The 24,599-nt window shown below is 55.2% G+C and carries 25 protein-coding genes and 1 tRNA gene; 7 read left to right on the top strand and 19 right to left on the bottom strand.

Features of this window, described 5'->3' with window-relative positions; all coding sequences use genetic code 11:
• Positions 1-18: 18 nt before the first annotated feature.
• The 5 genes from MRBBS_RS03935 to rnr form a co-directional block, all read right to left on the bottom strand.
• The gene (locus MRBBS_RS03935) at positions 19-885 is read right to left on the bottom strand and encodes a hypothetical protein (RefSeq protein ID WP_014870123.1); all 867 of its coding nucleotides are present in this window, start codon (positions 883-885) and stop codon (positions 19-21) included.
• A 25-nt stretch (positions 886-910) separates the two neighbouring features.
• On the bottom strand, positions 911-1,141 hold the full coding sequence (gene rpsR / locus MRBBS_RS03930) for a 30S ribosomal protein S18 (RefSeq protein ID WP_007348899.1): 231 nt from the start codon (positions 1,139-1,141) through the stop codon (positions 911-913).
• A 25-nt stretch (positions 1,142-1,166) separates the two neighbouring features.
• The gene (rpsF, locus tag MRBBS_RS03925; RefSeq protein ID WP_014870122.1) at positions 1,167-1,583 is read right to left on the bottom strand and encodes a 30S ribosomal protein S6; all 417 of its coding nucleotides are present in this window, start codon (positions 1,581-1,583) and stop codon (positions 1,167-1,169) included.
• Positions 1,584-1,846: 263 nt separating this feature from the next.
• A complete protein-coding gene (gene rlmB / locus MRBBS_RS03920) occupies positions 1,847-2,590 on the bottom strand; it encodes a 23S rRNA (guanosine(2251)-2'-O)-methyltransferase RlmB (RefSeq protein WP_014870121.1) in 744 nt (247 codons plus the stop codon).
• A gap of 109 nt (positions 2,591-2,699) precedes the next feature.
• Positions 2,700-5,261 (bottom strand): ribonuclease R, encoded by a 2,562-nt coding sequence (gene rnr, locus MRBBS_RS03915; protein WP_014870120.1) that lies wholly within the window; start codon positions 5,259-5,261, stop codon positions 2,700-2,702.
• Between the two features lie 329 nt (positions 5,262-5,590).
• Between rnr and MRBBS_RS03910 the strand changes: the two genes are divergently transcribed.
• The 4 genes from MRBBS_RS03910 to MRBBS_RS03905 all read left to right on the top strand — a co-directional run bounded on the left by MRBBS_RS03910 (position 5,591) and on the right by MRBBS_RS03905 (position 7,650).
• Positions 5,591-5,677 (top strand) — tRNA-Leu (locus MRBBS_RS03910).
• 150 nt (positions 5,678-5,827) lie between these two features.
• Positions 5,828-5,995 (top strand): DUF6538 domain-containing protein, encoded by a 168-nt coding sequence (locus tag MRBBS_RS20395; RefSeq protein ID WP_413540184.1) that lies wholly within the window; start codon positions 5,828-5,830, stop codon positions 5,993-5,995.
• 283 nt (positions 5,996-6,278) lie between these two features.
• On the top strand, positions 6,279-6,413 hold the full coding sequence (locus MRBBS_RS20205; protein ID WP_014870119.1) for a hypothetical protein: 135 nt from the start codon (positions 6,279-6,281) through the stop codon (positions 6,411-6,413).
• Positions 6,414-6,594: 181 nt separating this feature from the next.
• Positions 6,595-7,650, top strand: a complete 1,056-nt coding sequence (locus tag MRBBS_RS03905; protein WP_014870118.1) for an NAD(P)-dependent alcohol dehydrogenase — start codon at positions 6,595-6,597, stop codon at positions 7,648-7,650.
• A gap of 254 nt (positions 7,651-7,904) precedes the next feature.
• On the opposite strand, the gene MRBBS_RS03900 is transcribed toward MRBBS_RS03905, so the two are convergent.
• Both MRBBS_RS03900 and mpl read right to left on the bottom strand, forming a co-directional pair.
• The gene (locus MRBBS_RS03900) at positions 7,905-8,582 is read right to left on the bottom strand and encodes a flavin prenyltransferase UbiX (RefSeq protein WP_014870116.1); all 678 of its coding nucleotides are present in this window, start codon (positions 8,580-8,582) and stop codon (positions 7,905-7,907) included.
• A gap of 38 nt (positions 8,583-8,620) precedes the next feature.
• On the bottom strand, positions 8,621-10,015 hold the full coding sequence (gene mpl / locus MRBBS_RS03895) for a UDP-N-acetylmuramate:L-alanyl-gamma-D-glutamyl-meso-diaminopimelate ligase (protein ID WP_041635459.1): 1,395 nt from the start codon (positions 10,013-10,015) through the stop codon (positions 8,621-8,623).
• Between the two features lie 164 nt (positions 10,016-10,179).
• Here mpl and MRBBS_RS03890 point away from each other — a divergent pair, with 164 nt between their 5' ends.
• Both MRBBS_RS03890 and MRBBS_RS03885 read left to right on the top strand, forming a co-directional pair.
• The gene (locus MRBBS_RS03890) at positions 10,180-11,442 is read left to right on the top strand and encodes a 6-phosphofructokinase (protein WP_014870114.1); all 1,263 of its coding nucleotides are present in this window, start codon (positions 10,180-10,182) and stop codon (positions 11,440-11,442) included.
• Positions 11,443-11,603: 161 nt separating this feature from the next.
• A complete protein-coding gene (locus tag MRBBS_RS03885; protein WP_014870112.1) occupies positions 11,604-12,830 on the top strand; it encodes an EAL and HDOD domain-containing protein in 1,227 nt (408 codons plus the stop codon).
• A gap of 6 nt (positions 12,831-12,836) precedes the next feature.
• On the opposite strand, the gene MRBBS_RS03880 is transcribed toward MRBBS_RS03885, so the two are convergent.
• The gene (locus MRBBS_RS03880; protein ID WP_014870111.1) at positions 12,837-13,088 is read right to left on the bottom strand and encodes a GrxA family glutaredoxin; all 252 of its coding nucleotides are present in this window, start codon (positions 13,086-13,088) and stop codon (positions 12,837-12,839) included.
• A 203-nt stretch (positions 13,089-13,291) separates the two neighbouring features.
• Here MRBBS_RS03880 and MRBBS_RS03875 point away from each other — a divergent pair, with 203 nt between their 5' ends.
• Positions 13,292-13,759 carry a YqaA family protein gene (locus MRBBS_RS03875; RefSeq protein WP_041635064.1) on the top strand — a complete coding sequence of 156 codons (468 nt, stop codon included), beginning with the start codon at positions 13,292-13,294 and terminating at the stop codon, positions 13,757-13,759.
• Here the strand turns inward: MRBBS_RS03875 and MRBBS_RS03870 are convergent.
• The 11 genes from MRBBS_RS03870 to MRBBS_RS03820 all read right to left on the bottom strand — a co-directional run bounded on the left by MRBBS_RS03870 (position 13,708) and on the right by MRBBS_RS03820 (position 24,488).
• Complete coding sequence (locus MRBBS_RS03870) at positions 13,708-15,144, bottom strand: ABC1 kinase family protein (protein WP_014870110.1); 1,437 nt, start codon at positions 15,142-15,144, stop codon at positions 13,708-13,710. The genes MRBBS_RS03875 and MRBBS_RS03870 overlap by 52 nt on opposite strands.
• A gap of 153 nt (positions 15,145-15,297) precedes the next feature.
• Positions 15,298-15,951 carry a lipoyl(octanoyl) transferase LipB gene (gene lipB, locus MRBBS_RS03865; RefSeq protein WP_014870109.1) on the bottom strand — a complete coding sequence of 218 codons (654 nt, stop codon included), beginning with the start codon at positions 15,949-15,951 and terminating at the stop codon, positions 15,298-15,300.
• A gap of 2 nt (positions 15,952-15,953) precedes the next feature.
• Positions 15,954-16,223 (bottom strand): YbeD family protein, encoded by a 270-nt coding sequence (locus MRBBS_RS03860; RefSeq protein WP_014870108.1) that lies wholly within the window; start codon positions 16,221-16,223, stop codon positions 15,954-15,956.
• A gap of 27 nt (positions 16,224-16,250) precedes the next feature.
• Positions 16,251-17,417 carry a D-alanyl-D-alanine carboxypeptidase family protein gene (locus MRBBS_RS03855; protein WP_041635458.1) on the bottom strand — a complete coding sequence of 389 codons (1,167 nt, stop codon included), beginning with the start codon at positions 17,415-17,417 and terminating at the stop codon, positions 16,251-16,253.
• Positions 17,418-17,523: 106 nt separating this feature from the next.
• The gene (locus MRBBS_RS03850; RefSeq protein WP_014870106.1) at positions 17,524-18,495 is read right to left on the bottom strand and encodes a septal ring lytic transglycosylase RlpA family protein; all 972 of its coding nucleotides are present in this window, start codon (positions 18,493-18,495) and stop codon (positions 17,524-17,526) included.
• 112 nt (positions 18,496-18,607) lie between these two features.
• Positions 18,608-19,750 (bottom strand): rod shape-determining protein RodA, encoded by a 1,143-nt coding sequence (gene rodA, locus MRBBS_RS03845; protein ID WP_014870105.1) that lies wholly within the window; start codon positions 19,748-19,750, stop codon positions 18,608-18,610.
• Positions 19,750-21,657, bottom strand: a complete 1,908-nt coding sequence (gene mrdA, locus MRBBS_RS03840; RefSeq protein ID WP_014870104.1) for a penicillin-binding protein 2 — start codon at positions 21,655-21,657, stop codon at positions 19,750-19,752. The genes rodA and mrdA overlap by 1 nt, the downstream gene beginning before the upstream one ends.
• Before the next feature lie 21 nt (positions 21,658-21,678).
• Entirely contained in the window at positions 21,679-22,149 is a 471-nt protein-coding gene (gene rlmH, locus MRBBS_RS03835) for a 23S rRNA (pseudouridine(1915)-N(3))-methyltransferase RlmH (protein WP_014870103.1), read from the bottom strand.
• Positions 22,150-22,151: 2 nt separating this feature from the next.
• Positions 22,152-22,508 carry a ribosome silencing factor gene (rsfS, locus tag MRBBS_RS03830; RefSeq protein ID WP_014870102.1) on the bottom strand — a complete coding sequence of 119 codons (357 nt, stop codon included), beginning with the start codon at positions 22,506-22,508 and terminating at the stop codon, positions 22,152-22,154.
• A 69-nt stretch (positions 22,509-22,577) separates the two neighbouring features.
• Positions 22,578-23,228, bottom strand: a complete 651-nt coding sequence (nadD, locus tag MRBBS_RS03825; protein ID WP_014870101.1) for a nicotinate-nucleotide adenylyltransferase — start codon at positions 23,226-23,228, stop codon at positions 22,578-22,580.
• A gap of 3 nt (positions 23,229-23,231) precedes the next feature.
• Entirely contained in the window at positions 23,232-24,488 is a 1,257-nt protein-coding gene (locus MRBBS_RS03820; protein ID WP_041635063.1) for a glutamate-5-semialdehyde dehydrogenase, read from the bottom strand.
• Positions 24,489-24,599 lie beyond the last annotated feature (111 nt).

The following is a 24,599-nucleotide window of genomic DNA, read 5'->3' as shown; positions in this document are numbered from 1 at the left end:
CGTTAACCTCTTCGTGCTTTATACGACCGGTCCGGGAGGGTTGATTCGCCCCCGAATATTCAGCCAACTATCCACAAAAGCCAGAACTACTAACAGAATCATCAGGCTTGGGCCCAGCAACACCAACGCAATGTAAAACATCACCAACCATTGGCGGTTCAGTTTCTTACGCGCTACAACACCATGAATCAGCGCCAGCCCGGCCAGGAACAGCGGAGTTCCCGCAGCCCAGGCCAGCAGCACAGTGTTCAACCCCAATACGGGACCAGCCACCATGGTGACAGCAAACACAACCGCAAATATCGGCGACAGGCGCAGCCCGTGAAACTCTGTGCGCAAACCGCCAGGGTTGTACAGTGCTGCCTGCCAACCACGGGCCAGCAGGGTCATACCTATGGCCAAAGCCAGATAAGTACCCGCCATACTGGCGCTCATGGTTTGCCGAATCACAGATTCCAGGTTGCTACCCAGCGCCTGCGCAACCTCAGCGTTGTATTGCTCGTAAAACTGAACTCCGGTTTGCACCAGAATGTCCATCAGGCCAGGGTACAGCTGCGGTAGAACCAATCCGGTCACAATCGCCAGAAAAGTACCGCCGCACAGAGCCTTGTCCCACGACGAAGTCACCCGCAACAGAGCTGTCATCAGCATCACTTCCAGCAACACGGCCAGAGCGGTAGGGTCTTGCCCAAACCAACTCCAGCCCAGTGCCGGCAGCAATGCCCAAAGGCCAACGTTCAGCCCTTGACGAATGCCAAGCCGTAATATAACAAGCCCGACAACCGCTGTGCCAACCCAGAAAAGCAGAGGTATAGCCGTCGTTAAAGCCGCTACCACGCTAGCCTGCAGGGGACCGCGCATTACAAATTGTGCCAGTGCACGCATGGTCCCAAGTCCTGTTCATCTGTTCTTAGTTATCGTGGCTGTCCGAATACGGCAGCAGTGCCAGGAAGCGGGCGCGCTTGATAGCGGTGGCCAGCTGACGCTGATAACGTGCTTTGGTGCCGGTAATGCGGCTAGGCACGATTTTGCCTGTTTCAGTGACATAACCTTTCAGGGTGTCCAGATCCTTGTAATCGATCTCTTTAACACCTTCTGCCGTGAACCGGCAGAACTTGCGACGTCTGAAAAAACGAGCCATAACGTAACTCCTTAACTCCGGTTAATTACTCTTCTTCGTCTGTGTCGTCAACTTTCTGGCTTTCGTCAGATTCAGTTGTACGGCGCGGACGATCATCTCCACTTGGGCGGCGGTCTTCGCGAGACTCTGCCGATTTCATCGGAGACATATCGGTAACAGCTTCATCACGACGCAGGATCAGCTCACGCATGATGGCATCGTTGAAGCGGAAGTTATGTGTCAGCTCGTCCATCGCGGTCTGCGAACATTGAATGTTCATCAGCACGTAATGAGCTTTGTGAATCTTGTTGATCGGGTATGCCAGGTGACGACGGCCCCAATCTTCCAAGCGATCTACCTGGCCACCATCTTCAGTGATGAGGCTGGTATAACGCTCGATCATAGCGGGCACTTGCTCGCTTTGATCCGGGTGTACCATAAATACAACTTCGTAGTGACGCATGAATTCTCCCTACGGATTGAACAGCCTCTAGATTTGCGGCCGGCGTAAACGCCATCAATGCCGCACAACATAAAAGCAAGGAGGTGACAGCAGAACTGCCGCTTTTTTTGCCAGGCTCGAAACTCTTTATCGGAAAGACGTTTGCCGGCGCTGGCGAGGTAATGCATTGCCTTTGTTGAAGCAATAAAAAACCACCCCGGAAAAGGGGTGAGGTACTATAGGCGGGTGTCGCTAGGTATGCAAGGATTGATAAGCTACCGCGGCTAACCCTTAGCAGAACGCTGGCGCAGGGCCTCATAAAGACACACACCACTGGCAACAGACACGTTCAAACTTTCAACGTCGCCCACCATCGGTATGTTGATCAATTGGTCACAATGCTCACGGGTCAACCGCCGCATACCCTTGCCTTCGGCGCCCATCACCAGCGCCAGCGGGCCTGTCAGGTCGGCCTGATGCAAGGTAGCAGTGGCTTCCTCCGCGGTGCCGACCAACCAAACGCCCTGCTCTTGCAAGGTGCGCAGCAGGCGTGCCAGATTGGTAACACGTACAAAAGGTACGGTTTCCGCCGCGCCGCAGGCAACCTTGCGGGCAACCGGCGTTAACGTGGCGGATTTATCTTTCGGAACAATCACCGCCTGCACGCCGACTGCATCGGCGGTGCGCATACACGCGCCCAGGTTATGGGGGTCGGTAACACCGTCCAGAATCAACAGAAACGGCGGCTTTTCAGAGTTTGCCAGCAACGCTAGCAGGTCGTCTTCGCTCCATTCCCGGCTTTCGCTGACCGACGCAACAATGCCTTGATGGACACCGGCAACGCGGCTATCCAGCAGTTTGCGATGCACAATCTCCCAAGATACACCCAGGGTATCCAGCAGTTCGGTGGTGCTTTTTACCCGTTTATCCTGGCGACCGGTTTGAATCCACACTTGCAGTAGCCGCTCGGGTTCACGCTTTAAGATGGCTTCAACGACATGCCAGCCAAATACAAATTGCTCTGCCACTGACGGTATTTCCTGCTAAAAAAGTTTTGGTAGATCTACCACCGCCTTGCGCGCCCATTAAAGTCGGCAAGGTGGTGGTCAGCGAAAGACTATAGGTCAGCTCGGCTCGCTAGCTCTTGGGTCTGCGCTTGCGCGGCTTGCGCAATTCGCCGCCACTGGCATCGCCGTCGCTTGCCGAAGCTTTGCCGCCAGCAGCACGAGCCGCATCGGCAGCCAGTTGATCACGCGCGGAGCCGGCGGCCGGCTTGGCACGACCCGGTTTCGGGCCTGCGGATTTAGAACCGCGGCCTGCAGATGGCTTATCAGACTTGCTACCGCGCTTACTGCGCTCGCCTTTCGCTTTACCGTCTTTTTTGCCACCTTTGTCACTCTTAACTCCATCGCGACCGCCGCGGCTGTTCACTCCAAGCGCATCGCGGTCGGCCTGGCGACGCTTTGGCGTGCTTACCAGCTCCAGGTCAATTTTGCGATCTTCCATACCCACACGCATCACTTTGACACGCACTTCATCACCGAGGCGGAAGCTGATGGCCGTGCGCTCACCAATCAACCGGTGCTTGGCGTGATCGTGCTGGAAGTAGTCGCCATTCAACGTCGACACGTGCACCAGGCCTTCGATATAGATGTCGGCAAGCTCTACAAAGAAGCCAAAACCGACAACAGCCGCAATGACGCCGTCGTATTCCTCACCTACGTGGTCACTAAGGAACTCGCACTTCAACCAAGCCATTACGTCGCGGGTGGCATCGTCAGCGCGGCGTTCGGCCATCGACGCATGTTCACCGAACTTCTCCATACGGGCGTAATCGTACGGATACTTCGCCAGTTCCGCGTCTACCTGGTCTGGCGCAATCACGTCTTTCGTTGGCTGATCTGCGTGAATGCAGGCTTTAATTGCCCGATGCACGATCAGGTCCGGATATCGCCGAATCGGCGAAGTAAAGTGTGCGTAGCTCGAATACCCCAGGCCAAAGTGGCCGGCTTCCTCAGGGCTGTAAACTGCCTGACTCAGGGAGCGCAACATGACAGTCTGAATCACTTGAGCATCAGGCCGCTCACCGATAGAGCCCAGCAGTTTCTGGTAATCAGCCGACGTAGGCTTGTCTCCGCCGCCAAGCTGCAAGCCTAGCTCGCCCAAAAACAGCCGCAGGGAACCAAGGCGTTCTTCCGATGGGCCGTCATGCACCCGATACAGCGCCGGCATTTTGTGCTTTTTCAGGAAGCGCGCGGTAGCCACGTTGGTCGCCAGCATGCATTCTTCTACAATTTTGTGGGCGTCGTTGCGGTGCACTGGCACGATTTCTTCAATCTTGCGCTCGGCATCAAACACAATGCGGGTTTCGGTGGTTTCAAAATCAATGGCACCACGCTCGGTACGCGCTTTGCGCAGCAGTTTATATAGGTCATATAGATTGTGCAGCTCGGGCAACACGGCGGAATACTGGTTACTCAGCTCGATACCGCGAGGGGATTCGGGGTGTTCCAGAATATCGCTGACCTTGTTATAAGTCAGCCGCGCGTGGCTGTTCATTACCGCCTGATAGAAGGTGTAGCTACTGATGTTGCCGGCAGCGCTGATCGTCATATCTGCCACCATGCACAGGCGATCCACTTCCGGGTTCAGTGAGCACAAACCGTTGGACAGCTTCTCCGGCAGCATGGGCACTACGTGGTCTGGAAAATACACTGAGGTGCCGCGATTCAGCGCTTCGTCATCCAGCGCTGAGCCCGGGCGCACATAGTGCGACACATCGGCAATAGCAACCAGCAAGCGATAACCACCGCGCGGGCGCGGCTCGCAATAAATGGCATCGTCGAAATCCCGCGCGTCTGCACCGTCAATGGTTACCAGCGGCAACTCGCGAATGCACACGCGGTTGCGCTTGTCAGCATCGGTGACCTGTTCGGAAATGGCCGCGGTTTGCTCACCTACCGCATCTGGCCACGAATGGGGAATGTCGTAGGCACGAATCGCCACGTCAATTTCCATACCCGGAGCCATGTGCTCGCCCAGCACTTCGGTGACGCGCCCAGTGGGCTGGCTGCGCGGGGTGGGCTGGCGAATGATGTTGACCACCACGTACTGGCCATGACGTGCCGCACCGGCCATCTCATCCGGTATCAATACTTCGTGGTTGATGCGAGCGTTTTCAGGCACCACAAACATAATGCCGCTTTCTTTAAAGAAACGGCCGACGGTTTGCGTGGTGCGGTGCTCCAACACCTCAACAATCACGCCCTCACGGCGGCCACGATCGTCTACTTTGTCAACGCGGGCAACCACACGGTCGCCGTGAAACACCTGGCGCATCTGGCGCGCGGTCAAAAACAGGTCAGTGCCATCGCCATCAGGTGTTAAAAACCCGAAGCCATCTTTATGGCCAATCACCCGGCCACTTACCAGGTCGGCTTCTTCGATCGGCAAAAAAGCGTTGCGGCGGTTGCAAATAAGCTGGCCGTCGCGGCACATCGCAATCAGGCGGCGGCGCAGGGCTTCAATGCTCTCTTCTGACGACTGCCCCAGTTCTTCGCACAGGGTTTCATGTGTGGCCGGCGCACCCCGATCCTTCAGGTGCGCAAGAATGAACTCGCGGCTCTGAATCGGGTTGTCGTAATTCTGGGCCTCACGTTTGGCGTGGGGGTCGTTGGAGGTCTTCTTACTGGAAACCATTCGGATCCTTGTTTGCTATCTGTGCCTCAGCGGCACAACTGTATTGAGTCAATGGGCGTTAGCATAACAGTATAACGCCGGTTCGCCGAAACTGCCTGATACGCAGGCTTTATAAAGCAGGTAGAAAGCGCATCAGTATTTACACTTGGGCATATTCGTAGCCCTTTCCTTTGCGGCGTCAAAGAAGGCAAGTAAACCTATCAGCCTTTTGAAAAAGTATTTGACAGTTTTTCGGCGAATCATTAAAGTACGCGCCATCGGTTGAGAGCAACATTAACTGACGGCAGAAGACTCTGATTTTCGAACATCAGACTTCCTGTGAATCACCTGCCGAGGTGGTGAAATTGGTAGACACGCTAGCTTCAGGTGCTAGTGCTCGCAAGGGCGTGGAGGTTCAAGTCCTCTCCTCGGCACCATTCTACTAGAATGGCCTTCCAGTTTAACGAATCACCCCACGATCAATAATTTAAATATATTTCTGGTATCTTAAACAGGTGCACGGGAGATTTTTTGTGGGTTTCGAAATGTGCTCACCATTGCACTGAAACAATAGCCCCAACGACTGGATACGCAAGCGCGTACCAGATGACCTCCGCCCCATCATCGGCCAGCGAGAGATCAAGCGTTCACTGAAAACAGCATCCCCAAAAGAAACCACAAATCTCGCCCTCATCGCCTTGGCAGAGATTGAGCAGCCCTTAGACCTCCCTAAACTATTCGCCCTGTGCGCTTAAGTCATTAACCTCGCCCCGAGAACAGTTGGCGGCTAACAGACGTATATTGGGAACGCACACAACTTACCGTTGGCCAATGAAAGAGGAGATACTGTCTAGCGATCCAACCAGGGCAGGCAACGTTAAAGCAAATGTTGCGCAATCACGGCCTGTTTAGGCAAACACAAAAGAGCAGGTAGTCACGATACTCTAAAGTACTGGATCCCCTAAAAGAAAAAGGGTCAAGCAAGCGACAGCCAGTGTCTATGGCTACGGAAACGCGCAATCATCAAAAGGAACAGTCATGAGTCAGTTTCTTTACAGGTATGTAGATACCAAAGCCTGGAACAAAACAGGACTATCCCCCTTCAACTTTGCAATATGCCTGCTGATGATTGTCTCGGTCTTGCTGGCAGTCATTGATGGCAATTTCCGGTGACGGGACAGATTCCTGATAACATGGAATAAGAACTCTACCTTGGGCCGGATCTGGGCTTTTGCTCGTTCCTCAGTAACAGAGCCTAAGGAGAATCGCTGACACCTACAAGGCACGTGAACTGTTAGGATTGTTAACAACATTTTCGACATAATTTAACATTCGTTGAGGAGAAACTACAGACATGGCTAACACCAAAGCATACGCCGCTCAATCTGCGCAATCAGGCGTCGCACCGTTTAGTTTTGACCGCCGAGAACCTCGCCTCGACGATGTATCCATCGAAATTGATTACTGCGGTGTCTGCCACACCGATATTCACTTTGCGCATAATGACTGGGGAGTGACTGTTTACCCGGTAGTTCCGGGCCATGAGATTGTTGGCCGGGTTACCTCTGTAGGCAGCGACGTCTCAACCTACAAGGTCGGGGATGTGGTTGGCGTGGGTTGCATGGTGGACTCCTGCCGCACCTGCTCCGCCTGCGAATCCGGCCTTGAGCAGTATTGCAAAGAAGGTATGACTGGCACTTACAACGGCACAGATCGTTACGATCAATCCGTCACTTTTGGTGGCTACTCAGACAACGTGGTCGTCAGCGAACGCTTCGTGGTCAGGATACCGGAGAAGCTGGACCCTGCCGGCGCCGCACCGCTGCTTTGTGCAGGCATTACCACCTATTCCCCGCTGCGCCACTATGGTGTCAAAAAAGGTGACAAGGTGGGTGTCATCGGGATGGGAGGCCTCGGCCATATGGGCGTGAAGATCGCCAAGGCGCTGGGTGCTGAAGTGACCATCTTCACCCGTTCTGAAAACAAGGTTGCAGAGGCCAAGAAACAGGGCGCCGACCATGTGGTCATTTCCACCGATGAGCAGCAGATGAAGGACGCCACTGAAACTTTTGATTTCATGCTGGATACAGTGCCTGTTCAGCACGACCTGAACCCTTACCTGAACTGCCTCAGCCATGATGGCACCCACATTTTGGTGGGCCTTCTGGAGCCGATTGACCCCGCACTGGAAGCTGGCAATCTGGTCCTTAAACGTCGGGTATTGGGCGGCTCGCTGATCGGTGGCATGCCGGAAACCCAGGAAATGCTGGATTTCTGCGCTGAACACGACATTAGCTGCGATATCGAAATGCTTGATATCAAGAATATCAACGAAGCTTACGAGCGCATAAAAAAAGGCGATGTGAAGTATCGCTTCGTGATTGACATGGCAACGTTAAAAAACGTCTGATTCAGTAGAGAAGCTGGGACAAAGCTATCTTTAAGCACCTAACCCGTCTCAAAGAAAAGCTGTCCCGGTTTTTTTAAGCTTCACAATGTGTGGAATTGGGCATCGCACTCTCGGATTAATGATTATTCAACGTTGCTGGATGCAGGACAGGACGCTGCCTGGTTGATAGCGTCTACCTCGGCGCTGGCCGAGCGTATGGTTGATTCCAGTAGCGACAGGTCTTAAAAAATCTACTAACGCAGAAAACCGCGCGCCTAACCCCCTTTAAGCTTTCGCGCTAACCTCTCTTCCCCCCAGCGAGGCATCAACTTCTGATCAATACCTAAATGATCCAGCAAACGTGCCACCACAAAGTCCACCAAGTCGTTGATGGTTTCCGGGTTGTGATAAAACCCCGGGCTTGCCGGTATGATGACGGCGCCCATGCGGGTCAGTTTCAGCATGTTTTCCAGGTGCACTTCGGAATAGGGCGCCTCGCGCGGTACCAGTATCAGCTGGCGGCGTTCTTTCAGGGCTACGTCCCCTGCTCTCTCTATCAGGTTATTGCTGGCGCCCGTGGCCAGGGCCGACAGCGTACCTGTGCTGCAGGGGCAAATCACCAGCGGAGCTTTTTCGCCAGAACCGGACGCCGGCGGTGAAAACCAGTCTTCGCGACCAAATACCAATACTTGGCCGGGGGCTGCCTGGCTGTATTCACTCAGGCACTGTTGCATGGCCGGCGGTGTGCCGGGTAATTTCAGGTCGGTTTCGGTGGCAATCACAATCTGCGCGGCTTTGCTGATCATCACCTGAACCCGACAGCCGGAAGCCACCAGGCACTGCAGCAGGCGCAGGCCGTAAGGCGCGCCAGAAGCACCGGTAAACGCCAGGTTGATGACTCGCGGGGCATCGTCTGTTGCTGCTGCATTACTCACTGCGGGCACCTCATTCATGCACTGCTTGCTCCGATACTAAGGCGGCGTAATTTAGACTACCCGTTGATACGTTCGATTTCAGCAATCAGCCGTTGATGAATGCCGCCAAAACCGCCGTTGCTCATAATGACAATGTGGCAGGGGCTGGGTAAGTCTGCCGTTACCCGCGCAATCAAATCGTCTACTGATGCTTCTACCCGATGCAAGCTACTGTCGGCGTTGGCCTGTTGCCAGCGTTCAACCAATTTCGGCAACCAGCTCGAATCGTTCAGGTTGGCCCATAGCACACGATCGGCGGCTGCCGCGCTGGGCAACAGGGTGTCACTGTGTACGCCCTGTTTCATGGTATTGGAACGGGGCTCGATCAATGCCAGCACCGGCTCGTTGCCCACCTGTTTGCGCAAGCCGTCCAGGGTAGTGGCGATGGCCGTGGGGTGATGGGCGAAGTCGTCATACACCTTTACGCCATTAATGTCCGCCAGCAACTCCATGCGTCTTTTTACTCCGGAAAAACGGCACAACGCGCTAACGGCGTGGTCTGGAGTAACACCCACATGGCGCGCTGCGGCAATGGCCGACAAGGCGTTACGTACGTTGTGTAGGCCGCTGTGGGCCCACTTTACTGCAGCCACCGGCTGCTCGTGGCGCAACACCATGAAATGGCTGCCGTCGTCGCTCAACAGCTCGGCTCGCCAGTGGCTTGGACTATCGGCTTCGCTACCAATAGACAGCGTTTGCTGCGGGGTCCAGCAGCCCAGGGCAATGGCGTTGTCCAGGTGACTATCCAGCGTCGGGCGCAGAATCAAGCCTTGGGACGGCACGGTCCGAATCAGGTGATGGAACTGGCGTTCGATAGCTTCTACGTTGTCAAAAATATCGGCGTGGTCGAATTCCAGATTGTTCAAAATAAGCGTACGCGGGCGGTAGTGAACAAACTTCGAACGCTTGTCAAAAAACGCGCTGTCGTATTCATCGGCCTCAATCACAAAAAAATCACTGCTACCCAAGCGCGCAGACACCGGCAAATCTCTGGGTACGCCTCCCACCAGATAACCTGCGTCAAACCCGGCCTGCTCCAGTATCCACAGCAGCATGGCGGTGGTGGTGGTTTTGCCGTGGGTGCCGGCTACCGCCAGCACCCAACGCTGGTGTAACACTTCCCGCGCCAGCCATTCGGGGCCGGACATATAAGGAATATTGCAGTTAAGCACCTGTTCCACTTCGGCGTTGCCGCGGGACATGGCGTTGCCGATCAACACCAGATCGGGTCGCGGTTTGAGGTTGTCAGGGTGGTAGCCTTCAATCAGCTCGACTCCCTGAGCTTGCAGTTGGGTACTCATGGGCGGGTAAACGCCTTGATCAGAGCCCGTCACCTTGTGCCCCATTTCATGGGCCAATACAGCCAGGCTACCCATAAAGGTGCCGCAAATACCCAATATATGAATGTGCATGAAACCGACCGCCTCCTGATAAAAACGCTGCCAAGCGTCCCCCATACACTGCAGTCCGTCAAGCATGCGCTGCTGACTGTCTCGGTTTTACCGGTCATGAAAATTGCCGGTAATTGGCGTATCATGCGCGCCATCGTCAAATCAGTGAGAGGCTTACCTGCCAGATGGCCATTAAAAACGCATTCTATGCACAATCCGGTGGTGTTACCGCCGTTATAAACGCCAGCGCCTGTGGCGTTATTCAGACCGCCCGCCGGCACCCGGATAAAATCGGCAAGGTGTATGCCGGGCGCAACGGTATTCTCGGTGCGTTGAAAGAAGAACTGATCGATACCAGTCTGGAGTCCGATGGCGCCATTGCCGCACTGATGCATACCCCTGGCGGTGCGTTTGGATCGTGTCGCCACAAGCTTAAAAATATCTCCGAAAACCGCCGCGAATACGAGCGCTTAATTGAAGTGTTCCGCGCCCACGACATCGGGTATTTCTTCTATAACGGCGGCGGCGATTCGCAAGACACCGCTTACAAGGTATCGCAGATCAGCGAAAAAATGGGCTATCCTATTACCTGCATCGGTATACCCAAGACCGTTGATAACGATCTGCCCTTCACCGATTGCTGCCCGGGCTTTGGCTCGGTTGCCAAGTACATTGCCATCTCCACGATGGAAGCCAGCCTTGACATCAAATCCATGTGCGAGACCTCCACCAAAGTGTTCATTCTGGAGGTGATGGGTCGCCACGCCGGCTGGATTGCTGCATCAGGCGGGCTTGCCGGTCAGGGCGAAGGTGAGCCGCCGCACATTATTTTGTTCCCGGAAATTCCGTTTGATCGCGAGGCCTTCCTGGCCCGGGTGGACTTTTGCGTGAAGGAATACGGTTATTGCGTGATTGTTGCGTCTGAAGGCGCTCAATATGAAGACGGCCGCTTTCTGGCTGAAGCCGGGGCCAGAGACGCCTTTGGCCACACCCAATTAGGCGGCGTTGCGCCAGCGCTGGCAAATCTGATGAAGCAGGCACTGGGCTACAAGTACCACTGGGCCGTAGCTGATTACCTGCAGCGAAGTGCGCGCCATATCGCCTCAGCCACCGACGTAGAACAGGCCTACACCGTCGGCAAGGCAGCGGTAGAAATGGCGATTGCCGGCAAGCAGGCGCTAATGCCCATCATCGTTCGCGAGCAGGCCAAGCCTTATCGCTGGAGAGTGGGCGAGGCACCGCTGAGCGAAGTGGCTAACCAGGAAAAGAAAATGCCGATTCACTACATCACCGATGACGGCTTCGGCATTACCCAAGACTGCCGCGACTACTTGAGCCCACTGATTCAGGGCGAAAGTTTTCCACCTTTTGAGAACGGCTTGCCAAAAGTAGCCAAATTGAAAAACCAATTGGTGGAAAAACGCCTTAAAACCGCATTCGAGCTCTAAAACAACCCCACCACACTCAATACGGCAGCCCTAGAGGCTGCCGTATTGCCAGCTTCGCAGACAAATAAAATATCCGGTGTTTGAGCGGCGGCAGCTCTATTGTATGCTGCAGTCTCGTCTGGCTGTTGACGCCAGTGTAATTCTTTGGGTGCCAATGATTCATGACGAACTCACAAAAACCCAACACCGGCTCTTATTGCATTGCTCTGCAGCCAATTTGCGATGCCAATATGGTCCACGTGGCCGACGAGCTACTCTACCGAGCCACCGCAGGCGCGAGTTTCGCTGTCATAGAAGATGGCCTTATCGCCACTGCGCGGGCCTGCAATGCAGCCTTTTACGAAACCGGTGTAGAGTCACTTTGCGGCCGTAGAAAGCTGTTTTTCAACGCCCCCCGTGAGTGGCTGCTGAACCCGGCATTACTGCCGCCCAGCCCGGAGCAGGTGGTTATCGAGGTACTGGAATGCGTAGAGGGTGACGAAGAAATCCTTGTAGCGCTGAAGCACATAAAATCTCAGGGCTACACCATAGCATTGGATGACTTTGTGCTGACCGACGCCACCCGACCGCTTCTGGATCTGGCCGACATTGTCAAGCTGGACGTGCTGGAGCAGCCTCCCACCAGAAAGCAGGTAGAACACTACCTAACTCGCGGCATCACCTTGTTGGCCGAAAAGGTGGAAACCAAAAAAGAGTTCGATCAAGCTCGGGCCATGGGATTTACTCTTTTTCAGGGTTACTTTTACGCCCACCCAGAAACCCGTCAATCCACCGCCTTTAAGCGCGGGCGCAATCAGTCGGCGCAACTTCGCCTTCTGGGCGAATTACAAAAACCCGAAGCAAACTACAACGAACTGGAACGGTTACTGGTGCAGGAACCTCAGCTGGCGGTGCAAATGCTGCGCACAGTCAATTCTGCAAGCCACAATTTGCCTCACGAAATAATCAGCATGCGACAGGCCATAGTGTTGCTTGGACTGAATCGCCTTCGTAGTCTGGTCACCATGCTGGTACTGGCTAATGACGACCCGTGCAACATGTTGTTGTTGCCACAAGCGCTTACCCGCGCAGCCATGTGCTCGCGGCTGGCTGCACGAGACTACAAGGCAAACAAAGAACCCGCCTTTATGATGGGCTTGCTGTCGATGGTTGATGTGCTGCTCGGCCAAAAGCTCGAACTATTGTGTGACCAACTCCCTCTCGCGCCAAATATCAAGCAGGCGCTGCTTGCTCACGAAGGCCCGCTTGGCAAGACCCTTCATTTAGTAAAAGCTTTTGAAAAGGGCCGCCTGACAAATGCCAGTGACGAAGCGATTGCCACACTCAACCACTTTTTTTTGGAAAGCCGCAGCTGGGCCAATCAGGTTCTGGATGGAATGGACAATTAGAAACGATTAGTGCTCGGCTGTTTCTTGCTGACGGACAAAAGTAGAAAATTCATCATAACCGCCAATGTGCCGCTCACCCACGAAGATCTGCGGCACGGTATTTACGGGCTTGCCGATTTTCTGTGCAATATCCGCTTTAGTAATATCTTCCTCAATCATGTCTACCCATTTAAACTCGAAGTCACGAGCTTCGCACAGACGGATGGCTCTTACGCAGAACCCGCAACTGGTACGACCAAAAATTGTGACTTTTTCCATAACTTGCTCCCGTTATTAATGCTTGCCTGTTAGCTTGGTGGCTATTGGCTTGATCGATGTTTTGTCCCTTGGCTTCGATATGATCGCATGGCTGCCGGAGAATGAAAATTGACTGTTTGAATAGCCGCGATAGTCTAGTATTCCGATTGGCCGACTATGCCGAAAGCCAAAGCTGAGCCAATAAATCCTTAAACGGAGAACCCGTGGTATACCTGACCCTTTTCGCCACCGCTTTTGCCGCTGCTACGCTGCTACCGGCGTATTCGGAAATTCTGCTGGGCACCCTGCTGGCCAAGGGCTATGGGCCATTCTGGTTGTGGTTTGCGGCCACAACCGGAAATACGCTGGGGTCTGTGGTGAACGGAATTATCGGACGCCAGGTAGATCGATTCAAGCACAAGCGCTGGTTTCCGATGACCGAAGTGCAGCTGCACAATGCCCGCAACCGCTTTAACCGCTTTGGCCAATGGTCGTTACTGATGGGATGGTTACCGATTGGCGGCGACGCCCTTACCCTGGTAGGCGGTATTATGCGCGTGCCTTGGCTGAACTTTGTGATTTTGGTTGGCATCGGCAAGGGCCTGCGCTATGCCATTGTGTTGTGGCTGGTACTCAGAGCCTACGGCCCCGAAACCGAAGCGCTGGTGTCGGGTTTAGTGTTCTCAGGGTAAAGATAACGCCGTAGCATGGGCTCACCGTTGAATTCAGCCTGCAAAACGGCAATAAACGTGTAAACCCCGATCAACTTGCGGTTTAGAAATACGAACTCTTTTGGTGGCACGCGAAAGTAGCGATTAATAGCAGAACGAGCGGCCTGCCGTGCTACCCGTGAAGGCAGGTCGCTTTGTTTCCAGCGATACTGGCCGGCGCTGTTCACAGCCACGGGTGGCCATTCGCTGGGGTCGCCAATCAACGGTTCCAACACTGACATACAAACCCCGCCAAAGGTTTCAAGCACCTCAGTGGGCCAGTCACGGCTCATAAACCGGAGTTGCACCCCGCCATCGATCACAGCAGCCAGATCGTTTTCATAGGAGGCACGAATCATTTGGATAACCGGCTGAAGAAAGTCATCGTTGTAGCGCTGCACCGCGCCAAAATCCAGCAGCACGATACGATCGTGGTCTGCTTCTGCGCCCGACTCTCCGGCCAGGCGAATGCGATAGTTGCCAAAGTTCGGGTCGGTCTGAATTTCACCCCAATCAAACAGCTCGCGAAAGAACAGCTCCAGCGCGGCCTTACCCAGCTCACTGCGGCGCTCCAACGACATGCCGGCAACTGTGGGAGAGTTAACAGAGTGCCCGCGCTCATAAGTGGAGGCAATCACTTGGGCACTGGAGTATTCCGGCAGTACCCGCGGCACAATGAAACGCGGATCGTCTAGCAGCATTTGACGAAAACGCTCGGTGGTTCGGGCTTCCAGGCGGTAATCCACCTCGCGGTGCATCATTACCCGCACTTCTTCCAGCCAGTCGTCGAACTCAGGGCCAAAATTGACCAACCGGGCCATTTTTAGCAGCTTGGCAACGGCGTTTAGATCGCTGTCGACCGCATCACCCACACCGGGGTACTGCACTTTCAGCACCAGTTCAAGGCCGTCATTCAAGCGCCGGGCTCGGTGAACCTGGCCCAGTGAAGCGGCGCCAATTGGCTGACGCTCAATTTCCAGCTGCGCCAAACGCTCACTTCCCAATTCCGATTGCAACACGCGCTCGATGGCCGGCCACGCCAAAGCCGTGGTCTGGTCTTCCAGAGTATGCAGCGCTTCGGTAACTTCATCGGGTAGAAAATGTTCGCCGTACAAAGCCATCACCTGGCCAATCTTGACCACGCTGCCTTTTAGTTGGCCAAGTTCCCCTACCAGAAAGCGGGCCTGGGTAGACAACATAGCTTTGTGACGTTGTTCGCGGCGCTCCTTACCACCCAGCCAATTGGTCGCCATGTGGGAAGCCATGCGGGTCCCGGCAAACAGGCCAGCACGGGTAAGGCTAAGCCTGCGTTCGAAGCTGCCGGTTTTTATGCGTGAGACAGAGTTGTCTGATCCCTTTTTTGCCATAAATACTCTCCAACTCTAAATGCTCTCCAGCCCTAAATCTTTCCAGCTTAAATACTCTTTCACTTAGATATTCGCTCACTCAAGTGCTCTCTAAGGTAAATATCTACTGATTCAAATGTTTTTAGCCTGCCACTGTCTCATCTCGGCGCAGATTTACCAGCCCTTCTGCCAGCTTACCGAGCCCCCGCCTGCCAAGCTATGACCCAAGGCGGCAACCAGTTGTTCGGCAAGCTGCTGCTCTGTTTGTGCAAATGTGGCGTGCTGCGCAAAGTCCTGAACCTGGCACATAGCCATACCGGCATAGCCGCACGGGTTGATTCGCGAGAAGGGCTCCATATCCATGGCAACATTCAGCGCCAGGCCGTGGAATGAGCAACCGCGTCGTACACGCAAACCCAGCGACGCGATTTTCGCACCATTCACGTAAACCCCCGGCGCATCGGCTCGCGGCGCGGCACTGATACCCAAAGGTGCAAGAGTGTTTACGATGGACTGTTCAATATGGCTGACCAGCGCGCGAATACCCAGAGCACTGCGAGTTAAATCAATCAGCAGATAAATAACCAGTTGGCCGGGGCCGTGGTATGTCACTTGGCCACCTCGGTCTACCTGAACCACCGGTATATCACCCGGCGCCAGAATATGCTCGGCCTTACCGGCCTGGCCTTGGGTATAAACCGCCGGGTGCTGGAGACACCAGAGTTCGTCAGCGCTGTTTTTGTCGCGGCTGGCGGTAAATGCCTGCATAGCGTGCCAGGTTTCCAGGTAGGGCTGTTCGCCCAAAGAGCGCACAATCAGATGGCTCACGGTCACAGCACCATGTGCACGCGACCGCTGGCTTTAAGCTCGTTAAACAGCGCTTGCAGTTGCGGTTCTCCGGTTGCAACCATGGTCAGCCGCACCGAACAGAAACGGCCGTTACGGCTGTCGTTTACAGTCACGGTACTAACATCTAGCCTCGGTGCATGGCGCTCAACCACTGCTAGTACAAAATCCCTGAAATCCGGAGCTGCATTACCAATCACTTTGATCGCGTAATCGCAGGGAAATTCTATTTTTGGTGCTTTTTCGTCACTCATCTTACTGTCCGGCTATAACGTTATGACTTACGGGAGCAACTGCACAAAAAACAGCTTTACCGCGTCCCAGATACGCTTGAAAAAACCGCCGTCAGGCACATCTACCAGCGCCAACACGGGCTGGTCTACCAGCACCTCGCCCTGATACGAAACCCTGATGCGGCCCAATTCATCACCAGCGCTGACCGGCGCTCTAACCACGGAGTCAAGGTCTATAACAGACTCCAGCTGATTGCGGGCACCGCGGGAAATGGTGACATGAACATCTTCAAGCACCCCAACCGACAAGGTGTTGGCAACACCACCCCAAACCGGTGACTCAATCAGCTCTTGGCCGGCGCTGAACAGGCGCTCGCTCTGATAGTAACGGAAGCCATAGTTCAGCATTTTCTGCACTTCTTGTGAACGCGACTCCGCACTGCGAGCGCCCATTACAACCGCTATAAAACGGGTGTCATCGCGTTTTGCCGAAGCCACCAGGCAATATCCCGCTTCTTCGGTATGGCCGGTTTTCAGCCCGTCTACGCTGTTGTCACGCCACAGCAAGCTGTTGCGATTTGGCTGGCGAATGTTGTTGAAAGTGAAATGCTTTTCGGCGTAAATCGGATAGGTCTCGGGGTAATCATTGATGGTGGCCTGGGCCAAAAGAGCCAAGTCTTGAGCAGTTGAATAGTGGTTGGGTGACGGCAATCCGGTGGCGTTCTCGAAATTGGTATTGGTCATGCCCAGGAGTTCAGCCTGCTGGTTCATGATGTCGACAAACGCGCCCTCGCTGCCGGCAACAAATTCCGCCAAGGCCACCGAGGCGTCGTTACCGGACTGGATCACTACCCCACGTAACAAATCTTCTACCGTTACACTGGTGCCTTCACGCACAAAGGTGCGGGAACCTCCGGTTTGCCAGGCAGTAACGCTGATGGGCACCATGTCGCCCATGGCAATACGGCCCTCATCCAGTTCGCGCTCAACAATGTACGCGGTCATCATTTTAGTCAGGCTGGCGGGCGGCAGGCGCTCACTGCTGTTGTTTTCCATAATGACGTGCCCGCTTTTGGGCTCCATCAACACGTAGGAACTGCCGGCAATCTGCGGCGGCGCCGGTATCAGTACGGTCTGGGCCAAAGCGTTGCCGGCAATGACCAGCAGTAGTGTGTACACAAACAAAGCGGAACGGAACAGAGATATGAAAGCCATGGTTTTTTTCATTTATTGGTCAGTGTATGGATAGGGTTTACCGGCGACTCTTCAGCGTGGCTCTTCTGCCTGGATCAGCCAGCGCAAATCTGTCAGCGAGAGCCCGTCAACGAGAGTCCGTCAGCAAAATTGTTTCATAGAAACCGTAGGTCTGCAGCAACTGTTGGGCTTGCAGGGCGCTCTGTTCATTGTTGAAGGGGCCAGCCTGAACGCGGTGAAAACGCCCGCTACCGGTGTCGGCCACTTTAACCCGCATGGGTGTCTGCACCTGGTTTTGAACTTTTCGGATCAGATTTTCGGCCGCAACGTTGCTGGAAAATGACGCCAACTGCACGAATACACCCTGTGCGGCAGGCGCAACCACTGTTGAGCTATCCGGATGTTCTGGCGCGGACAGCTTCGCCACCGCAGGCTCGCGCTTGGGTTCTGGTTTGGGTACTGAATAACCCGTCGGCTTTTGCGCAGCTAATACTTGTGCCCCAGCGGCGCCACCAAACGGCTTATTGGCCACAAACATGGCGCCGTCCGGGCTCACCGTTATCGCCGCTACCTTTACCTGCGCAACACCCTGGCCCTGGTAACCCAGTCGTTTGGCTGCAGCGTAGGACAAATCAATCATCCGGTCGCCATGAAAGGGGCCGCGGTCATTTACCCGCACAATCACCGAGCGGCCGTTGGCAAGGTTGGTCACCCGCGCGTAACTGGGAATGCGCAGCGATTTGTGGGCGGCGGTCATCTGGTACATATCGAACACTTCGCCATTAGAGGTTTTGTGGCCGTGAAACTTCTCACCGTACCAGCTTGCCATGCCCTCAGCCACGTAACCGTTGTTATCGTCCATCACGCTGTATTTTTTGCCCCACACGGTGTAGGGCGATTTGTTGCCCGCCCGCCGCGGCTCTTCAAAGCGCGGTTGCGCATCTTTTAGCCCCGAGGCGTCAAAGTTGCCGTCAGGCGCTCGATCCTGACGGATCGTATAACGGCCGGAATGGTCTTTTTCCGGGGGCGCAGAAGCACAGCCGACCAGCATGGCCAGAGCCCCCGCCAACACGACCCACAGGGCAGACTTGATGATCACAATGGGATATCCCCCATAATTGAAAACCGCAAAAGCGGGTAGTACTCCATTCTAACGGCTGCGGCTGGTACTACACCATTACCGAGCAGCCATGGTTGCGCTCTGGAACTGCTCACGAACAGATCATGCGGCGGTGGGTGTGAATCGACATCAACACCCCGAAGGCAGCCATCAGGGTAACCCCGGAGGTACCGCCGTAACTGACCAAAGGCAGCGGCACGCCCACCACAGGCAACATGCCGCTGACCATACCAATATTGACAAAAATATAGATGAAAAACGTCATGGTCAATGCACCTGCCAGCAAGCGACTAAAAGAATCCTGGGCAGAAACTGCGATGTAAAGGCAGCGCAGAATAATCAGAAAATACACGGTTAGCAAAACCAGCATGCCGACAAAGCCAAACTCTTCAGCCAACACCGCCACGATGAAGTCAGTGTGACTTTCGGGCAGAAATTCCAAATGCGACTGGGTGCCGTGCAGCCAACCCTTGCCATCGTAGCCACCGGAACCGATAGCGGTTTTAGACTGAATAATATTCCAGCCTGCCCCCAGCGGATCGCTTTGCGGGTCCAGCATGGTCAGCACACGCTGTTTTTGGTAATCGCGCATGCCATACATCCACATCACCGGCGCCGACACCGATACCAACGCAAAAAATGCTGCAATGAGCTTCCAGCTGATACCGGCAAAAAACACCACGAAAATACCCGCCATGCCAACCAGTAGGGAGGTGCCCAAATCAGGCTGTTTGACGATCATCGCCATAGGCACCAACACAATGGCCATACCCACCGCCAGATGACGCAAACGTGGCGGCAGATAGTGACGCGACAGATACCAGGCGGCCATCATTGGCACCACCAGTTTCATGTATTCCGAAGGCTGGAACCTGGGCAAGCCGGGCACCGCCAGCCAGCGCTGAGCGCCCTTGGCACCAACACCCACCAGCAGCACGGCCAAAAGCGCCACCAGGCCGAGGGTGTAAAACAACGGCGCCCAACGGCGAAACACGGCGGGGTCAAGCTGGGCCAGCACGACCATTACAACGAAGGCAATTCCCAGACGAATACCCTGAGCCTTGACAACGTCTATATTGCGGTCGGCACCGCTGTAAAGCACAAAAAGGCCGCCACCCATCAGTATCAACAGCAACACCAGAAGAATGGGGTCCAGATGCACCGTAGCCCAGAAACCGCGGGGATTTCCCAAGGAGCTACTGTCAGTGCCGTGTAATATATCCCGATTGGCCATCAGCGAGGGCCCTCAACATTGGCGATGTCTGCGGCGGCCCTGCCCACTCTATCACCCCCACCTTCGCCGAATTCCAACAGCCAGGCGTCAAACAGGGCGCGCGCCACCGGCGCAGCGGTACTGCTGCCGCCACCGCCGTTTTCAACAATCACCGACACAGCAATCTGCGGGTTATCTACCGGCGCAAAACCAACAAACATCGCGTGATCACGCAGCCGCTCTTTCACTTCCTCTTCGTTGTACTCTTCATCTTCAGCTAAGGAAAAAACTTGGGCCGTTCCGGTTTTACCGGCCATTCGGTAGCTGGCGTTTGCGCCAGAGGCACGGGCGGTTCCGCGCGCACCGTGCATTACATCGGCCATGGCCTCCACTACAAACTCCCAGTCGTCCGGATTTTTTAGCGTTAACGGCGCGTGGTTTTTCTCCGGCAAAAAACTCGTGAGATCGTTGTGGCCGTCAATACTTTTTAGCAGTCGCGGCTCGACCCAATAACCACGGTCGGCAATAAGCGCCGTGGCCGTGGCCAGCTGCAGGGGCGTGGCCAACATAAAACCTTGGCCGATACCCAGATTAACCGTGTCACCGGGGTACCAGGGCTCCTGGCGGGCGCCCTGCTTCCATTCCTTCGACGGCAGCAGACCACTCAGCGCCCCCGCCACGTCCAGCGCGGCGTCTTCACCGAATCCAAAGCGAGAAAGATAGTGGTGAATAGTATCAACCCCCATGTCCACCGCGATTTCGTAAAAATACACATCGCAGGATTGGGCCATGGCCAGGTTAAGGTCTACCCACCCATGTCCCGATCGTTTCCAGTCCCGATAACGCCGCCCAGACGAGTTGAACTGGAAATAGCCTGGGTCCCAAATGCTGCGGTTGCGGGTGGTGGCACCGCTATCCAACGCTGCAATCGCCAACATTGGTTTTAAGGTAGAGCCAGGGGGGTACTGCCCACGAAGAGCGCGGTTGAACAAAGGTTTGTCGCGGCTTTCACTCAGTTCGCGATAGTCTTCTACGCTGATGCCGGTCACAAACTGGTTGGCATCAAACCCCGGCACACTGGCCAGAGCCAGGATGCCGCCTGTTGCCGGTTCAATCGCCACAATGGCTCCGCGGCGACCGTCAAGCAGTTTGTGGGCCAGCTTCTGTAAGCGCAAATCCAGATGCAGCTGAATATTTTCACCAGGCACCGGATTTTGGCGCTCCAACACCCTGAGGGTGCGGCCACGAGCGTTGGTTTCAACATGCTGATAGCCAACCTTGCCGTGCAGCATCTGCTCGTAGAAACGTTCAACTCCAGATTTTCCGATGTAATTGGTACCGGCGTAATTAACCGGATCAATACGCTGCAACTCACTTTGATTAATGCGCCCCACGAAGCCCAAGGCATGGGCAGTAAATTCGCTGTGGGGGTAGTAGCGCACCAGCTCGGCCTGCACTTCTACGCCCGGTAATTCATGGCGCAGCACCGCTAGCCGGGCGATTTCGTCTTCATTAAGATCATAACGCAGAGGCAATTCCTGAAACGGACGGCGGCGCTCTTCCAAGCGGCGCTGAAAGCGTTCAAGGTCTTCATTGGAAATGGACAGAATGGTTTGCAGGCGCGCTAGGGTAACGCTCATATCAGTAATGCGTTCGGGCACCAGAGTCACGCTGAACACCGGACGATTTTCCGCCAGCAGCACACGATTGCGATCGTATACCAAACCCCGTGGCGGTGGCACTGACTGCACCTGAACCCGATTTTTGTCTGACAGCGTGGTGTAGATCTCGTGTTCTACTACTTGCAACTGGTACAGGCGCGCAATCAACGCTCCCGTTAGCAACATCACAAAAATTAGCATGACCAGAGTGCGGCGCTGGAACAAACGGCGTTCAGCGGCTATGTTCTTGAATTCACCCCAAGGCATGAAGCACTCCCATCGTGCACCTTACGCCCTGTGGTAAGGATGATTGCGGGTAATGGACCAGGCTCGATACAGCTGCTCCGCTAACACAATGCGTACCAGCGGGTGAGGCAGCGTCAGCGACGACAAAGACCATTGTTGGCCGGCGCGCTGGCGGCAGGCGTCAGCAAGCCCATCTGGCCCGCCCACCAAGAAATTGACGTCGCGACCGTCCTGTTGCCAGTTTTCAAGTTGCGCAGCCAGTTTTTCCGTCGACCAGGGCCGCCCGCCCACTTCCAGCGCCACCACCCGGTCTTTCGGCTGGGTAGCGGCAAGAATGGCATCGCTTTCGCGCTGCATGAGTCTGGGGATGTCCGGATTTTTACCCCGGTGTGCCATGGCGATTTCGACCAGTTCCAGAGATAGCTCCGGCGGCATGCGGCGAGCGTAGTCTAGATAACCGGCGCTGACCCAGTCGGGCATTTTTTGCCCCACGCAGATCAGACGTAAACGCATGGTTATTCGCCGCCCGCGAGACCAAAGTCAGGTGCAGGGGCGTCACGCCAAAATCGTTCCAAATCGTAAAACTCGCGGGCCGCCGGCATCATTACATGCACTACAACGTCACCCAAATCCACCAGTATCCAGTCGCTACCGCCTGCGCCTTCTATATGATCAACCCGAATACCCTGCTCTTTCGCGTCAACGACGACCGAATTGGCCAACGCTTTAAGGTGTCGGTTGGACGTGCCAGACGCCAAAACCATGAAATCGGTGATACCGGTGCGCTCGCGCACATCAATGACACTTAAATCCTGGGCTTTGACATCTTCCAGCGCGTTTATTACCAGATCTTTCAGTTGTTCGGCCTGCATAATTACCCTGTTGCCCGGGCTCTGGCCAGAATGGCCGCCCGAAAAGTCGCTATTAACCCAATTGTAGCACTAAAGTTCCACCGCAGGGCAGGCACCATAGAGCCCTTGCCGGTGAATTTCTGCCAGCGCTTGCCAAGGCAGCAGGTAGCGCGCGGAATGACCCTGCGCCAGACGCTGACGAATGGCGGTCGCGGAAATATCCAGCAAGGGCGGAGCAAACATTACAATTCGGCCACAAGGCGAACTTTTAAGCTCATTGCCGTGTTCGACGCAATGCTTCGACAGCAGAAAGGCAGGCACGCCCTGTGGATCTAACACCGGCCCAGGGCGGCTGACCACCACAATATGCGCCAATGCCAGAATTTCCTGCCACTGGCGCCAGCGATCAAAACCGGCAAACGCATCGGTACCCACCGCCATCACCAGTGGGCAATCCGGGCCCAATTCGGCGCGCAGTTGGCGCAGGGTGTCGGCAGTAAAGGATTTGCCGCCACGGTCCAACTCGCGCGAGTCAATCGCTAACGCCGGCTCGCCCGCAATCGCCAGTTGCAAAAGCCGGAGTCGCTGATCGGCGCTTGCGCCTGTCACGCCACGGTGCGGAGGAGTATAGCTGGGCACCAGGTGCACCTGAGCCACTGCCAAATAATCCTTAAGCTCAAGGCTCAGTCGCAGGTGGCCGTGGTGCACTGGGTCAAAGGTTCCACCGTAAATTACGTGCATGCGCTAAACCCGGATATGACCGTCACCGAACACCACGTACTTTTGCGACGTCAGGCCCTCCAGCCCCACTGGCCCGCGGGCGTGGATTTTGTCAGTGGAAATTCCGATTTCCGCGCCCAGACCGTATTCGAAACCATCGGCAAAGCGAGTGGAGGCATTCACCATCACCGAGCTGGAATCCACTTCGGTAAGAAAGCGCCGGGCGCGGGTGTAATTTTCGGTGACAATACTGTCAGTATGTCGGGAGCTGAACTGACTGATATGAGCAATAGCGCCGTCCAGACCGTCCACGATCTTTATTGCAAGAATCGGGGCCAGGTATTCTGCTTCCCAGTCGGCTTCTGTCGCCGGCGTCATCTCGCTGACAATTTCCCGACTGCGCTCGCAGCCGCGCAGTTCTACCCCTTTTTCTACGAACGCAGCGTTCAGCAGCGGCAGCATATCGGCGGCAATTTCCTCATCCACCAGTAGAGTTTCCATGGTATTACAGGTGCCGTAACGTTGGGTTTTGGCGTTCACGGCCACCGCAAGCGCCTTTTCAGGATCGGCGTGACTGTCGATATAAACGTGACATACGCCATCAAGGTGCTTGATCACCGGAACCCGGGCGTCGCGACTAACCCGCTCAATCAAGCCTTTGCCACCGCGCGGTACGATAACGTCAACGTACTGCGGCATAGTGATCAGCTCGCCCACTGCGGCGCGATCGGCGGTGGCAATAACCTGAACAGCCGTTTCCGGCAGACCGGCTTGAGCCAAACCACTGGCAATACAGCGCGCAATCGCCTGATTGGAGTGAATGGATTCAGAGCCACCGCGCAGTATCGCGGCGTTACCAGACTTCAGACAAAGGCTGGCGGCCTCAACCGTCACGTTCGGGCGTGACTCATAGATAATCCCGATAACGCCCAGCGGCACACGCATTTTACCGACCTGAATGCCCGATGGCCTATAGGCCATGTCGGTTATTGCGCCAATCGGGTCTGCCAGGCCGGCCACCTGCAGCAACCCTTCAATCATGGCGTCTACCCGCGCCGGCGTCAGTTCCAAGCGGTCCAGCATAGCGCTATCGAGGCCGCTGGCCTTGGCCGCAGAGAGGTCCTGTTGATTAGCCTTTGCCAGTTCGTCGCGAGCGGCGTCCAAGGCCTGAGCCATCGCCAGCAGCGCCTGATTACGAACCGCTGTGGTTGATCGGGCAACGTGTTTCGCTGCTGCACGAGCCTGGGCACCCACTTCATTCATATACGCTGCAATGTCCATCCGTTTGTTACCTTTGAATCCTGATGTCGCAAGAGCCATAACTTTACCTGTCTGCATTCAAGTACGCACCCCAAACAACGAGTATACTCGTGCCTCAAACTCCGAAAACCA

This window comes from Marinobacter sp. BSs20148 (genome assembly GCF_000283275.1).
Taxonomy (GTDB): Bacteria; Pseudomonadota; Gammaproteobacteria; order Pseudomonadales; family Oleiphilaceae; genus Marinobacter; species Marinobacter psychrophilus.
The sequence above is the reverse complement of the archived record's forward strand: the minus strand, read 5'-3'. Positions and strand labels throughout refer to the sequence as shown.